At 33.5% G+C, this 14,000-nt stretch carries 13 protein-coding genes and 1 tRNA gene; 13 read left to right on the top strand and 1 reads right to left on the bottom strand.

Annotation, left to right across the window (positions count from 1 at the left end):
* The first annotated feature begins 5 nt into the window (after positions 1-5).
* The 12 genes from CALAG_RS07305 (at position 6) to CALAG_RS07360 (ending at position 12,717) form a co-directional block, all read left to right on the top strand.
* The gene (locus tag CALAG_RS07305; protein ID WP_015233092.1) at positions 6-1,193 is read left to right on the top strand and encodes an NAD(P)/FAD-dependent oxidoreductase; all 1,188 of its coding nucleotides are present in this window, start codon (positions 6-8) and stop codon (positions 1,191-1,193) included.
* Positions 1,194-1,203: 10 nt separating this feature from the next.
* On the top strand, positions 1,204-1,611 hold the full coding sequence (locus CALAG_RS07310; protein WP_015233093.1) for a DUF1641 domain-containing protein: 408 nt from the start codon (positions 1,204-1,206) through the stop codon (positions 1,609-1,611).
* Between the two features lie 121 nt (positions 1,612-1,732).
* A complete protein-coding gene (locus CALAG_RS07315; RefSeq protein ID WP_015233094.1) occupies positions 1,733-2,914 on the top strand; it encodes an NAD(P)/FAD-dependent oxidoreductase in 1,182 nt (393 codons plus the stop codon).
* A 10-nt stretch (positions 2,915-2,924) separates the two neighbouring features.
* Positions 2,925-3,365, top strand: coding sequence for a helical membrane plugin domain-containing protein (locus CALAG_RS07320; RefSeq protein ID WP_015233095.1), 441 nt, complete (start codon positions 2,925-2,927; stop codon positions 3,363-3,365).
* 89 nt (positions 3,366-3,454) lie between these two features.
* Positions 3,455-3,566, top strand: a tRNA-Lys gene (locus CALAG_RS07325).
* Positions 3,567-3,660: 94 nt separating this feature from the next.
* Positions 3,661-3,915: a DNA-directed RNA polymerase subunit H gene (locus CALAG_RS07330; RefSeq protein WP_015233096.1), complete on the top strand. Its 255-nt coding sequence runs from the start codon at positions 3,661-3,663 to the stop codon at positions 3,913-3,915.
* A gap of 13 nt (positions 3,916-3,928) precedes the next feature.
* Positions 3,929-7,447, top strand: a complete 3,519-nt coding sequence (locus tag CALAG_RS07335; RefSeq protein WP_015233097.1) for a DNA-directed RNA polymerase subunit B — start codon at positions 3,929-3,931, stop codon at positions 7,445-7,447.
* 2 nt (positions 7,448-7,449) lie between these two features.
* Entirely contained in the window at positions 7,450-10,116 is a 2,667-nt protein-coding gene (gene rpoA1, locus CALAG_RS07340) for a DNA-directed RNA polymerase subunit A' (RefSeq protein WP_015233098.1), read from the top strand.
* 1 nt (position 10,117) lies between these two features.
* Positions 10,118-11,392, top strand: coding sequence for a DNA-directed RNA polymerase subunit A'' (gene rpoA2, locus CALAG_RS07345; protein WP_048816837.1), 1,275 nt, complete (start codon positions 10,118-10,120; stop codon positions 11,390-11,392).
* Positions 11,393-11,426: 34 nt separating this feature from the next.
* Entirely contained in the window at positions 11,427-11,735 is a 309-nt protein-coding gene (locus CALAG_RS07350; RefSeq protein WP_015233100.1) for a 50S ribosomal protein L30e, read from the top strand.
* 10 nt (positions 11,736-11,745) lie between these two features.
* Complete coding sequence (locus CALAG_RS07355) at positions 11,746-12,186, top strand: NusA-like transcription termination signal-binding factor (protein WP_048816838.1); 441 nt, start codon at positions 11,746-11,748, stop codon at positions 12,184-12,186.
* A gap of 87 nt (positions 12,187-12,273) precedes the next feature.
* Positions 12,274-12,717, top strand: coding sequence for a 30S ribosomal protein S12 (locus CALAG_RS07360; protein WP_015233103.1), 444 nt, complete (start codon positions 12,274-12,276; stop codon positions 12,715-12,717).
* Positions 12,718-12,736: 19 nt separating this feature from the next.
* Here the strand turns inward: CALAG_RS07360 and CALAG_RS07365 are convergent, their stop codons facing one another.
* Positions 12,737-13,240, bottom strand: coding sequence for a bifunctional nuclease family protein (locus tag CALAG_RS07365; RefSeq protein ID WP_015233104.1), 504 nt, complete (start codon positions 13,238-13,240; stop codon positions 12,737-12,739).
* 138 nt (positions 13,241-13,378) lie between these two features.
* Here CALAG_RS07365 and CALAG_RS07370 point away from each other — a divergent pair, with 138 nt between their 5' ends.
* A complete protein-coding gene (locus CALAG_RS07370) occupies positions 13,379-13,993 on the top strand; it encodes a 30S ribosomal protein S7 (protein ID WP_015233105.1) in 615 nt (204 codons plus the stop codon).
* The last annotated feature ends 7 nt before the right edge of the window (positions 13,994-14,000 follow it).

Below are 14,000 nucleotides of genomic sequence, written 5' to 3' on the forward strand. Positions count from 1 at the left end.
TTGAAATGGCAGAAAAAAAGAAATTTTTAATAGTAGGTGGGGGTTCTGGAGGAGCGATATTAGCTAATTCCTTGACTAAAGAGTTTGATGTAACTGTAATAAATGATACTCCTAATCATTATTATTGGCCTCAACTTTTGCAAATTGCATTTAGAAATGATTATTCAAATTTATATAGACCATTGAGTTCTCTTTTACTTAAAGGAGTAAATTTGATTATTGATAAGGTTAAAAAAATTGATTTACAAGAAAGAACAGTAACTTTAAGTACTAATAAAAATTTGAACTATGATTATATAGCTATAGCCCCAGGTGTTACAATAGACCATAAATCAATTGAAGGTAATGAAAAGTTAGTTAACCAATTTGGTGATTTTCATTCAACGCCTGAAAACGCATCCAAGGTTTTTAATGTCGTAAGTAATATGAAGAAGGGTACATTTGTTGTCTCAGTAGGTGATCCATATCATAGATGTCCCCCCTCGCCTTACGAGGGTATTTTGATGGCTGATGAAGTTTTTAGGTTAAGGGGGGTTAGGGATAATATTAACTTGGTGTTAGCAGTCCCCTATCCAAGAGCTTATCCTGCTGAAACGTTTAATGAGGTTCTTGAGCCCATATTAAAAGAAAGAGGAATAAACGTGATGACTTTCTTTACGGCCGATAAGGTAGATGTAGATAATAAAAAGATAACATCTCTTGAGGGAGAAGAATTAAGTTATGATGCAGCAATTGTTATACCAGTCCATAAAGGGCCTAAAATAGAAATTAAGCCAGAAGAATCTATTAATCAAGATGGTTTTATAAATGCAGATAAATTAACAAATCAAATATTAAAATATGATGATGCTTTTGCAATAGGGGATGCATCAACATCAGCAAATGCTAAAACTGGTGTAACAGCTCACTTACAAGCTAAGGTAGTCGCTAAAAGAGTTTTAGGCTTGGATGCTAAAAATACTGGTAGAACAAATTGTCCAACAGAATTAGGATTTGAGAAAGGCACATTTGTTATAAGCGATTATAACCACCCTGCAGCAAAAGTACCAGCAAATACCATAAACTTTATTATGAAAAGACTGTTTGCTGATGCATATTGGGATGTAATAAGACATCCAGAATTTTGGGATCCAATATTTGATGTTTATTTTGAAAATACGCAACCGGAGATATTATGGAAGATATTTAAGTAAGGTGATTGTTATGGAAGAAATAAATGAGGCTGAACTCCAAACTGAAAGCATTGAAAGACTCCTTCATCTTGTTGAGTTATTAAATAACATATTAAAGGATGAGGAGTTGTTAAAGGCAATATCTAAACTTTTAGTAAGTGAAGAAACATTTTTGGTAGTAGATAGACTGCCTCAATTAATTAAATTAATTGAGAAATTAACAAGACAAGAAAATTTAGAAAAAATTGAATCTTTATTAGGTTTAATAGAATCGTTAGATAAAGAAACATTAAATAAACTAGGAAATGCTTTATCTGCTATAAAGAATAAAGAAGTAAAGCCAATGTCTTTGTCTGGATTAATAACTTCACTATCACAACCAGAGGTATCTAAGGGATTAAATTTAATGCTAAATTTGCTAAAAGCCTTAGGATCGTAGCATAAATATTAATAATATTAAAATAATTTTTATATTCCTTTGTCTCTAAATATAGTGTATTTTATTTAGTAAGATTTTTAAAATCGTATAAATATTTAGTAAGTAGGATTGGTGATTAGTCTTGACTAAAAAAATAGTTATTGCTGGCGGTGGTATAGGAGGTTATATCTCTGCAAAAAGATTAACAGAACAAATTAAAAAGAAAAATATAGATGCAGAGGTGTTAGTTGTTAATAAAGATGGATTCCATTATATGCCTCCTTTATTTTTTGATGTTGCATTTAATTATGGAGAACCTGAAGATACGAGAGCACCAATAGTTAATATGGAAAAATATGGAATTAAAACAGCAATTGATGAGATTCAGAAAATAGATGCAGCAAATAGGACAGTTATAGGTACAAAGGGCAAATATCAATATGATTATTTAGTTGTATCTTTAGGTACAGATATGGGATGGAATGCTTATCCCGGTTTAGATAAAGATGGTGTTCATAACTTTACATTGGAAGGAGCTTTAGAAATGAGAAAGGCTTTAAGCCAAGTAAAAGATAATTCTAATATAGTATTGTTAGTCCCAGAATTTCCTTATAGATGCGGAATATATCCCTATGAAGCAGCTCCTATGCTTTCCCTATATATAAAACAAAGAGGTAAGAAAGTAAAAGTTACATTATTAGATCCAATACCTGCACCTATAATGCCAGTTCCAAATGGAGGATTAGGTCCTGAAATATCAAGGTTTATAAAAGAAACGTTAGATGAATATGGAGTAGAATATGTACCAAATGCAAAGCTAAGAGAAGTTGATGTACAAAAGAAAGCAGTTGTTACAAGTGCAGGCGAATTTAAATATGATTTATTAGTTAAGGTTCCACCACCAAGACTACCAAAAGCATTAGAAAATAGTGAAGGTTTTGTATTTAAGCCAGATCCTAGATGGTCTCCAGCTATGCCAAGGACCATGAGACATCCACAATATGATGATGTATATATGGCCGGAGAACATAGCTTACCAACAATAGGAATTGGATTAGCTGGAGTATTTGTTGAATCTATGGCTATAACTGCTACCGGAAATATAATAGCTGACTTAACAGGGTTTGCGCCAGCTCAACCCTATAGTCCAGTAACATGTGTTGGTTATGCTGGAGAAAAGGGATGGATGGGTACATGCGAAGTACCATTTGATGAACAAAAAGGTATGTATGTTCCAAAATGTTATTTTGTAGGCAAATACACAGTAGGAAGATTATTAAAACAAAGCTTTTATGGAGGTTGGATTGATTCTTTAAAATTCTGAGGTGAGAAAAATGGCAGAAAATAATGTAGAGGAAGTTTCACCTGAAGTTCAGGCTCAAACTATTGCTCAATTATTAAATTCAATAGCAGCTCTTAAGAAAAGCGGTTTACTTGGTTTGTTGAACTATTTAGCAGAAAAATCTGATGATACATTCTTAACGGTTGCTGATGATCCAGTTTTAATGAGATTAGCAGGCTTACTAGCTTCTCTAGGTAGAGGAATAGAAAAGGTCGATGGGACACAATATGCTAAGGCTAAAATGACAATGGAAGATTTAACAAATTGCGCATTTAATGCCCTAGGAAATATAGATGTGACAAAGGAAAGAAAATTAGGTCTGTTTGGTTTAATGAGAGCTTTAGGAGATCCAGATGTTTCTCAAGGATTAGGAATTCTTATTGATTTAGCTAAAGGATTGGGTGCTTGCGCCAAATCTAAGAAATCTCAATAAATATTAAAATAAAGAGTATTAATTATTTTCTTTTTAATTTTGTTTCAGTAGTATTTTTAATCCTAAGATAAGAAACAAGTATATGCGGAGGGCCCGTAGCTCAGCCAGGTAGAGCGGCGGGCTTTTAACCCGTAGACAAAGGGCAGCAACCTAGCCTGCCGTTGACGGAAGTCCCGGGTTCAATTCCCGGCGGGCCCGCCACACCCATAATGGGCTCCACACATCATTTTTAAGATAATACTAATAACCCCGGGCTCTAACTTTACTTTTTGCAGTGGAGAGGTGGCATAGGAATTTGCCTTCAAAATTAAGAGAAGAAGATAAAATATTAGGGCATTACTTGGTTCCAAAACATAGAATATTACCATTAGAAGAATCTGTAGAAGTTTTGAAGTCATTAGGGATTAAGCCGTGGCAATTGCCGCGTATTAGCATTAATGACCCTGTAGTTAAGATTTTGGGAGGAAAACCTGGAGATATTATTGAAATAGAAAGAGATTCGCCAACGGCAGGTAAATATAAGGCATATAGAGTTGTTGTTTCTTATTAAAGAGGTGCAAGTTTTGTCTATTGATGCATCTAAGTTAGATACGGATGATTTATGGTCTTTATTCAGGCAATATATTCACGAAAATGGTTTATCTAGGCAACATTTAGATTCATTTAATTCGTTTGTTAAAGAAAGATTACAAAAAATTATAGATTCATATGGTGAAATAAGGCCTGCTTTTAAACAGGTTAAGAAAAATGAAATAAGTGAAGAGGGACCTGATATAAGGGTTGTATTGGGTAGAATAAAGATTTTAGATCCTCAAATAAAGGAAGCTGACGGAAACACACGTTTAATAACTCCAGCAGAAGCAAGGATAAGAAACTTAACGTATTCTGGGCCATTATATTTAGAAATGGCCCTTATTGAAAATGGAAATGAAATAGAAAGAGAAGAATTAAAGATTGCTGATTTCCCAATTATGGTAAAGTCTGTGGTAGATCCAATATCTAAATATAAGGAAGATGAACTTATTAATAAAGGAGAAGATCCTTATGATCCTGGAGGATATTTTATTATAAATGGCAGTGAAAGAGTTATTGTTGCACAAGAAGATCTTGCAGTTAATAGAATTATTGTTGGTCTTTCTACTGCAAATACAGCAAAGATAACACACACAGCAAAGGTTGTTTCTACTGTATTAGGTTTAAGAAGGCAAGTTATAGTTGATAGAATGAATGATGGAACACTTGAATTAAGCATGAGCAGGCTAGGCTATAGAATACCATTTGTTGTAATGATGAAGGCCTTAGGTTTAGAAAAAGATGCAGAAATTGCTGCATCTGTCTCCTTTGATTCAGATATACAAAGGGAGCTTTTACCAAGCTTTGAAAAAGTTGCTTTTACAATAAAGACAACAGAAGATGCATTGGAATATATAGGAAATAGATTAGCTCCTGGACAGCCTAGGGAAATAAGAATAGCAAGGGCTGAAGATTTTATAGATAATCAATTCCTCCCACATTTGGGAAATAAGCCGGAGGATAGGAAGAAGAAGGCATATTTCTTAGGAGAGATGGCCAATAGGGTTTTACAACTATATTTAAATAAGAGAGGAGAAGATGATAAAGATCATTATTCAAATAAAAGGTTAAGGCTTGCAGGAGATTTAATAGCAGAAATATTTAGAGATGCATTTCAACAATTTGTTAACACAGTATCAAGCCAATTAGAGGAATATATAAGTCAACGTAAGAAACTAAGATTAAGATTTTTGGTAAGATCCGATATTATAACTGAAAGGATAAGAGCAGCCTTAGCAACAGGTAATTGGACCCAAAATAGGACAGGAGTAAGCCAGGCTTTAGATAGGACTAATTGGATCAGTTTATTAAGCCATCTAAGAAGGGTTATATCGCCATTAAGTAGAGGCCAAACTCATTTTGAGGCGAGAGATTTACACGGTACTCATTGGGGAAGATTATGCCCATTTGAAACGCCTGAAGGTATAAACTGTGGTTTGGTAAAGAATCTAGCCTTAATGACATACATATCTGTGGGAGTCGATGAAAAAGAAGTAGAAAGGATATTAAGAAATCAAGGAGTTATTTTGATGGATGAAATAATAAAGATGTCATCGGAAAACAATGATATAACAAATTTGGTAAACAATGGGGCAAAGGTATTTCTAAACGGTAGCCCAATAGGTTATGTTGAAAATGGTGATGAATTAGCAAGAAAGCTAAGAGATATGAGAAGGAAGGGAGAGTTAAGTTTTGAGGTAGGTATTTCATTAATAAAAGAAGGTAATACTAATGAAGTTTATATAAATACTGATGAAGGCAGGTTATTGAGGCCATTAATAGTAGTTGACAAAGGAAAGCCAAGGCTCACAAAAGAAATGGTTTCTAAGGTAAAAAATGGGGAATTGAGCTTTTGGGATTTGGTTAGGATGGGAGTAATTGAATTTATAGATCCTGATGAAGAAGAAAATGCTATTGTTGCTGAGCGTATTGAAGATATAAATAATGATACAACGCATTTAGAATTGTGGGTAACAGGTATATTTGGAGTTGCAGCCTCTACGATACCATTCTTAGAACATAACCAGAGCCCGAGAAATACGTATCAATCTGCAATGGCAAAGCAAGCATTGGGATTATATGCTTTAAACTATAATTTAAGAGTGGATAGCCACGGTTATTTATTGCATTACCCGCAAAGACCAATAGTACAAACAAGGCATTTAGAGGAGATGGGTTATAATCAAAGACCTTCGGGACAAAACTTTATATTGGCATTTATGTCATTTACTGGATATAATATAGAAGACGCTATAATATTTAATAAGACAAGTATAGATATGGGTTTAGGTAGAGCTCATTTCTTCAGAGTTTATGCCTCAACGGAGAACGACTATCCAGGAGGTTTAAGTGATAGGATAACAGTTCCATCGCCTAAATTATATGATCATAAAGGAGATCAATATTACATAAAACTTGGGCCTGATGGAATTGTAGAACCAGAAGCTGAAGTTGTTGGAGGAGATGTTTTAGTTGGAAGGGAAAGCCCGCCAAGATTCATTGGAGAAGAAAGAGTTATTGGTCCAGGTGTTTTATCTAAGAGAGATACAAGTGTACAGTTAAGATATGGAGAGAGCGGTGTTGTTGATACAGTTTTCATAACTCAAACATCTGAAAGAAATAAATTGGTTAAAGTTAAGGTAAGAGACTTAAGGATACCTGAACTTGGAGACAAGTTTGCAAGCAGGCATGGGCAAAAAGGAGTTGTTGGGATGCTATTCCCAAGATATGATATGCCTTATACAGAAGACGGTATAACTCCTGATATTATAGTGAATCCACATGGTATTCCATCAAGAATGACTGTTGGACAATTATTAGAGCTGGTTACAGCAAAGGCAGGGGCTTTATTGGGTAAGTATATTGATGGTACACCATTTTATAAGGAAGATATTAACAACTTGCAGTTGGTATTGGTTAAGAAAGGATTTGATCCCAATGGAAAAGAAGTTATGTATGATGGAAGAACAGGCAGACTTATTGAGAATACTATAACAATTGGTATTGCATTTTATCAAAGATTATACCATATGGTTTCGGATAAGATGCATGCAAGGGCAACTGGTAAAGTCCAATTATTAACAAGACAACCAACTGAAGGTAAGGCAAGACAAGGAGGATTAAGATTTGGAGAAATGGAAAGAGACTGCTTAGTAGGTTATGGAGCAACAATGATGCTAAGAGATAGGATGCTTGAGAATAGCGATTTATATGTTATGCATGTTTGTAATTTATGTGGTCATATTGCATGGTATAACAGTAAGAGAGGTATTTACGAATGTCCAATCCATGGGGATTCTGGTGATATAAGGCCTATAAAGGTTCCATATGCATTTAAACTATTTTTGCAGGAAATAATTAGTATGGGAGTAAAACCTGAAATAAAGGTTTCTGATAAAATAAGAGTTATGAAGAAATTAACTGGTGAAGCTAGTATAGGTGGTAATAATTCATCTAATGATGATTCTAATAATAAATTAAAGGAAAATTTTGAGAATGGAGGTGCTTAAAAATGTCCTATATGAGTAGTAATAAAGAAAGTGAAAGATATCTTATTGATAAAATACACTTTAGCTTGTTGAGCCCAATAGAAATAAGAAAGATGGCTAAGGTAACTGTAGTTAGGCCAGAAATTTATGAGGCAGATGGTACACCTGTATCAGGTGGGGTAAGAGATTCTCATTTCGGAGCAATAGAACCAGGTGAAAGATGTCCAGTATGTGGAAATACAAGAGAGGACTGTCCAGGTCATTTTGGAAAAATTGATTTAGCAAGGCCGGTCTTGCTACCTCATTTAGGAGATAAGATAAATGTAATTTTGCAATCTACATGTAGAAATTGTGGAAGAATTCTATTACCCGATGAAAAAATAACATATTATACAAACATTTATTTAAAACTAAAAGAAAAGTGGCCAGTTTTGGCAGAAACATTTGCAGATGAGGTAGCAAAACAAACTTCTTCAGTTTCAGAATGTCCTCATTGCGGTTATAAACAATATAAGTTGAAGTTCATTAAGCCTTTTACTTTCTATGAAGTTAGGCCTGAAGGAGAAATTAGATTAACGCCTAGTGAAATAAGAGAAAGATTGGAAAGGGTTCAAGATAAGGACATTGTTGTATTAGGGGTTGATCCAAAGGCTGCTAGACCTGAATGGATGGTATTAACAGTTTTACCTGTTCCGCCTTTATCTGTTAGACCTTCTATAACAATGGAAAGTGGTATGAGAGCAGAAGACGATTTAACTCATGCATTAGTTGAAATTGTAAGGCAGAATGAAAGGCTTAAGAATTTCTTATCATCAAATGCCCCAGAATCTATGGTTGAAGAAGCATGGCAAACATTACAAAACGTTATTGCTGCATACATAGATAATGAATTACCAAACATATATCAGTTATCCCATAGGGGTAGAAAACAGCTAAAAACAATTGCTCAAAGATTAAAAGGTAAAGAAGGTAGATTAAGGGGTAATCTTAATGGTAAAAGAGTTAATTTCTCAGCAAGAACTGTTATATCTCCTGATCCATACATAAGCATAGATGAAGTAGGGGTTCCTGAAGAAATAGCAAAGATATTAACTTTGCCTATTGTTGTAACTCCTTATAATATTGAAGAAGCAAGAAAATATGTTTTAAACGGTCCGTATAATTGGCCTGGAGCAATGTTTGTATATAAGAGCAGGCAAAATATGAAAATTGATCTAAGATATCAACGCAATTATAGGCAGCTTGCAGAAAGCCTAGAAGTAGGGGATATAGTAGAAAGACATTTACTAAATGGAGATATAGTATTATTTAATAGACAACCAAGCCTTCATAGAATGTCCATAATGGCTCACAAGGTTAGAGTAATGCCTGGACGTACATTTAGGCTCAATTTGCTTGACTGCGCACCTTATAATGCAGACTTTGATGGAGACGAAATGAACTTACATGTACCAAGACTTGAAGAGGCAAGGGCTGAAGCAGAGGAATTAATGCTTGTTGAAAAGCAAATACTTTCACCTAGATATGGAGGTCCTATAATTGGAGGAAGACAAGACTATATTAGCGGTTCATATCTATTAACAGTTAAAACAAATCTCCTAACTAAAGAACAAGTATCATTATTGTTAGCTGCAGCAAACTATAAAGGCAAAATGCCTGAACCTGCTATAATAAAGCCACAACCCTTATGGACAGGAAAGCAGTTAGTAAGTCTATTCCTACCAAAAGGTTTAAGTTTTGAGGGAAGGGCAAAGATTAATGCAGGAGAATTAAAATGTGATAATGAAAGGTGCTTCTTTGATTCATATACTATAATTAGTAATGGAAGATTACTCATGGGAGTTTTCGATAAAAACGCAATTGGAGCTGAGCAACCAGAAAATGTATTGCATTATATAACATTAGAATATGGTCCAGATAAGGCCAGGGAATTCTTAGATAATGTATTTAGAATGTTTATTAGAATGCTGGAAATAAAAGGCTTTTCAATATCTCTAAAAGAAGTTGAAATAACAAAAGAGGCAAAAGATAAAATTAAAATCATGGTAGAACAAGCTAAAAATGAAATTCAAGAGATTATTAATAATTACAAGGAAGGCAACTTGGAAGTTATACCTGGAAGAACCGCTGAGGAAAGCTTAGAATTAAAGATAATTCAAAGATTGCAAAAGCTAAGAGATGATGCAGGTAAGTTAGCAATTAGCTACATGGATCCATTTAACAATGCATTTATTATGGCAAGAACTGGGGCTAGAGGTAGTGATATTAATATTACACAAATGGCAGCTATGTTAGGGCAGCAAACAGTAAGAGGTAAAAGAATTTCAAGAGGTTTTAGGACTAGAACGTTACCTCAATTTAAGCCAGGAGATTTATCGCCCGAGGCAAGAGGATTTATTATAAGCAACTTTAGACTAGGATTAAAGCCTTATGAGGTATTCTTCCATGCAGCTGGTGGTAGAGAAGGTTTAGTTGATACTGCAGTAAAAACATCACAAAGTGGTTATATGCAGAGAAGACTTATAAATGCCTTGCAAGATTTATATGTTTCATATGATGGAACTGTTAGAGATTCTGTTGGTAACATTGTACAATTTAAGTATGGAGAAGATGGGGTTGATCCAATGTTAACTTACCATGGTAAAGCAGTAAATATTGATAGGATAATCCAAAAGGCTAAAGGTGAGTAAAATGAGTCCCAGAAAGAAAAAAGCAGAAAAAACAGTTGAAGATTATAGTAATGAATTAGAAGTTAAGTTAAATTCATCAAAAGAAATATTGCCAGAAAAAATTTATAATGAATTAATTGAAAAGCTTAATAAATCAAATCTCAATGCAAAAAAGAAAATTGAGGTAGTTGAGGAAACAGTTAGGCGTTATATATCATCAATGATACAACCTGGGGAACCTGTTGGTACAGTAGCTGCCCAATCCATTGGGGAACCTGGTACACAGATGACATTAAGAACATTCCATTATGCAGGCTTAATGGAATTCGACGTTACATTAGGTCTGCCTAGATTAATAGAGATTGTAGATGCAAGACATGAACCATCAACTCCTATAATGAGGATTTATTTAGATGAGGAAAATAGGAATGATTTAGAAAAAGCTAAAGAAATTGCGAGGAGAATAGAATATACTATAATAAGCAATGTTGTTTCGGAAATTTCATATGTATTAGGAGAACCTAGGATTCAAATAGAAATAGATAAAGACATGCTAGAAGATAAGGGAGTAACTCCTGAAGAAATAATTGAAGCTATTGGAAAGCTAAAAATAGGAGAAGCAAACGTTGATGAAAATAATCCTAATATAATAAATGTTGAATTAAGTGAAGATGTAATGCCTGAAGAAGAATTATATGATACAAAGGCATTTAATGAAATAATATCTAAAATAAGAAAAACATATCTAAAAGGGGTTAAAGGTATTAAAAAGACCATGATACAGGAAAAAGGTTATGAAGAAAATGGGGTTAAGAAAAAGGAATATGTAATTTTAACAGAAGGAAGCAACTTAGCAGAGATTATGAAAATCAAAGGAGTAGATCCAGGGAGAATAGAAACAAATAATATTGTAGAAATTTCTCAAGTTTTAGGAATAGAAGCAGGTAGAAATGCTATAATTAAGGAAATATTAGATGTGTTGCAAAACTCAGGACTTGATGTTGATATAAGGCATGTTATGCTAGTAGCTGATATGATGACATGGACAGGAAAGATAAGACAAATAGGTAGATTAGGAGTTGTAGGTGAAAAACCAAGCGTTATTGCAAGAGCAGCATTCGAAGTTACTATAAATCAAATTTATAATGCAGCCATAACAGGGGAAGACGAGAAGTTCTTCGGTGTTACAGAGAGCATTAGCGCAGGTTTAATACCAAGAATAGGTACTGGAATTGTTATGTTAGGTATGGGCGCAACACCTATTAAACCCTCTATTAACAATACAGAAAATAAATAAGTAGGAACTACCAGTTTAGAACGAGGGAAAAAATATGTCTGTCTCGCTGGATAAAGAATTAAAGAACTTAACTAAAAGCGGTAAATACTATTTGGGAGTAAAGAAGACAATAAAATCAATATTAAGAGGAGAGGCAAAGATGGTTATAATTGCTGATAATATGCCTCTGGTTTATCGGTCAAAAATAGAAAAAAATGCGAAACTATCAAACATACCATTATATGTTTTTAAGGGTACATCAATGGAATTGGGATCATTATTAGGTAAGCCTTTTAAGGTTTCATCAATAAGTATTATTGATACTGGAGAATCAAGAATACTTGATCTTGCCGGAACTTCTTAGGGTGCAAGTAATGGAGAATAGTAGCAGCGATAGAATAGATCTAGAAGAGCTTAGATATTTGTCTTTATTTCAAGACTTAACTGGTGCAATGGCTTATAGATGTATTTCTGATAATGAATCAAACAGAGTATTTTATTTGGTAAGTAAGAATGATTTAGGTAAAGCTATAGGAAAAGATGGAAAAAACGTAAAATCCTTGTCTAAGATATTAAATAAAAACATTGAAATTGTAGAGTATTCGGATAAAATAGAACAGATGGCGAAGAATCTATTTCCTGGTATAACAATATTGAAGGTTGATTTAATAGATAAAGATAATACAAAGGCATTGTATATAAAAGTTAAAGATGATGAAAAAGGTAAAGCTATAGGAAAAGAAGGAAAGAACGTAAAAAGAGCTAAAATAATATTGAGCAAGCTTTATAATATAGAGAAGGTTGTAATAAAATGAACATATTTAAGGATGGTCTGATTAAAATGAAACAAAGTTTATATTCTAGGATTATACACATTACATTTGCTAGAGCGGTGACAAATAATGGGTGAAGGAAAATCACCTAATGGACTATTTGCAGCAAGGCAATTAAGGAAGAAAAGAATGAAATTTAAATGGTCTCAAAAAGAATTTAAAAGAAGAATGCTAAAATTAACTGAAAAATATGACCCTTTAGAAGGATCCCCTATGGCAAGGGCTATAGTATTAGAAAAGGTAGGAGTTGAATCAAGACAGCCAAACTCTGCATTAAGAAAATGTGTTAGATGTCAATTAATTAAGAACAAAAAAGTAGTTACTGCATTCGTTCCAAAGGATGGGGGAGTATTATATATCGATGAGCACGATGAAGTTATAATAGAAGGTATAGGAGGACCAAAAGGAGGATCATTAGGAGATATACCTGGTGTAAGGTATAAAGTTGTTATGGTAAACGGAGTTTCCTTAGATGCCTTATGGAAAGGGAAGAAACAAAAAGTTAAGAGATAAAATTTTTGCATTATTTTAATTATTGTTCTTCTCCTTCATCATCATCTTCATCATCATTACTACCTCCATGTTCTTGATTTTGTTCTTCCATATCAGCAAGCTTCTTCGATACATAAATAGGTTTGCCTGAAATAATGCCCAAATAAATTGCATGGCTAGGTATCATTTTTATGCTGATATTCAATCCTTCAGATTCAAATTCTACTGATGCAGTATATAATCCGTTTGTTTGGTCAAGTTCATCAATTATAATTCTTTTTAACGTTTTTCCTATGATATCTTTGAATTCTTCATGATTCATTAAAAACGAAAATAATGATTGCCTTCTTGGAGGGACTTCTCCATCATTGTATATTCTAATTGCTTCTGCAACATCTGCTGGTATGTTAACTAATGAAAACATTCTTCCATCTTCTAAAGATAATGACATACCAATTATGTATGTACCAAACCCGCTACCCATATCTTGTATAACTTTGTAATATGTTTGAACGTTTGTAACTCTAAGTAAATTTTCGCTCAAATTTAGTTCCCTCGCTTATATCATATTATCTGCCAAAATTATTAAGTTTAAAGCTTGTCTAAGATTTTTTGTTTAACAAATGGTAGAAACAATATTTTTAAAAACTAACCCTTTTATAAATTATAAGGAGTGAGAGAATTGAGCAGTCAAACGCAACTACCAGATATAGATAAAGTTGGTAGCGGTTTAAATGAGATAAAATTATTTGATAAATGGTCATGGGAAGGAATTGAAATCAGAGATCCAAGTTTAAAGAAATACATAAGCCTTAAGCCAACATATTTGCCTCATAGTGGAGGAAGGCATGAACATAAAAGATTTGGAAAGGCAGAGGTTAACGTTGTAGAGAGATTAATTAACAGATTAATGTATCCTGGAAAAAATGGAGGCAAAAAAATGATGGCATATAATATAGTAAGAAATGCATTTGATATAATATATCTAGAGACTAAAGAAAATCCAATACAAGTATTTGTTAGAGCAATAGAAAATTCTGCTCCCAGAGAAGAAACAACAAGGATTATGTATGGAGGTATAGTCTATAGAGTTTCAGTTGATGTTTCTTCGCAACGTAGAGTTGATTTAGCAATTAGATTTATAACAGAAGGAGCAAGGGAGTGTTCTTTTGGTAACATAAAGCCAATAGAGCAGTGTTTAGCTGATGAAATATTGTTAGCATCAAGAAACGATCCACAAAGCTATTCGATTAAGCAAAAAGAAGAAATAGAGAGAATAGCCCTAAGCTCGAGATAATCTTTTT

The sequence above is a fragment of the Caldisphaera lagunensis DSM 15908 genome (assembly GCF_000317795.1).
Taxonomy (GTDB): Archaea; Thermoproteota; Thermoprotei_A; order Sulfolobales; family Acidilobaceae; genus Caldisphaera; species Caldisphaera lagunensis.

What these genes read in the sequence shown, in the direction of transcription:
- CALAG_RS07360 (WP_015233103.1), top strand. Translation starts at nt 12,274, where the DNA reads ATGGGTGAAGGAAAATCACCTAATGGACTATTTGCAGCAAGGCAATTA.
- CALAG_RS07355 (WP_048816838.1), top strand. Translation starts at nt 11,746, where the DNA reads ATGGAGAATAGTAGCAGCGATAGAATAGATCTAGAAGAGCTTAGATAT.
- rpoA1 (WP_015233098.1), top strand. Translation starts at nt 7,450, where the DNA reads ATGTCCTATATGAGTAGTAATAAAGAAAGTGAAAGATATCTTATTGAT.
- CALAG_RS07320 (WP_015233095.1), top strand. Translation starts at nt 2,925, where the DNA reads ATGGCAGAAAATAATGTAGAGGAAGTTTCACCTGAAGTTCAGGCTCAA.
- rpoA2 (WP_048816837.1), top strand. Translation starts at nt 10,118, where the DNA reads ATGAGTCCCAGAAAGAAAAAAGCAGAAAAAACAGTTGAAGATTATAGT.
- CALAG_RS07305 (WP_015233092.1), top strand. Translation starts at nt 6, where the DNA reads ATGGCAGAAAAAAAGAAATTTTTAATAGTAGGTGGGGGTTCTGGAGGA.
- CALAG_RS07310 (WP_015233093.1), top strand. Translation starts at nt 1,204, where the DNA reads ATGGAAGAAATAAATGAGGCTGAACTCCAAACTGAAAGCATTGAAAGA.
- CALAG_RS07350 (WP_015233100.1), top strand. Translation starts at nt 11,427, where the DNA reads ATGTCTGTCTCGCTGGATAAAGAATTAAAGAACTTAACTAAAAGCGGT.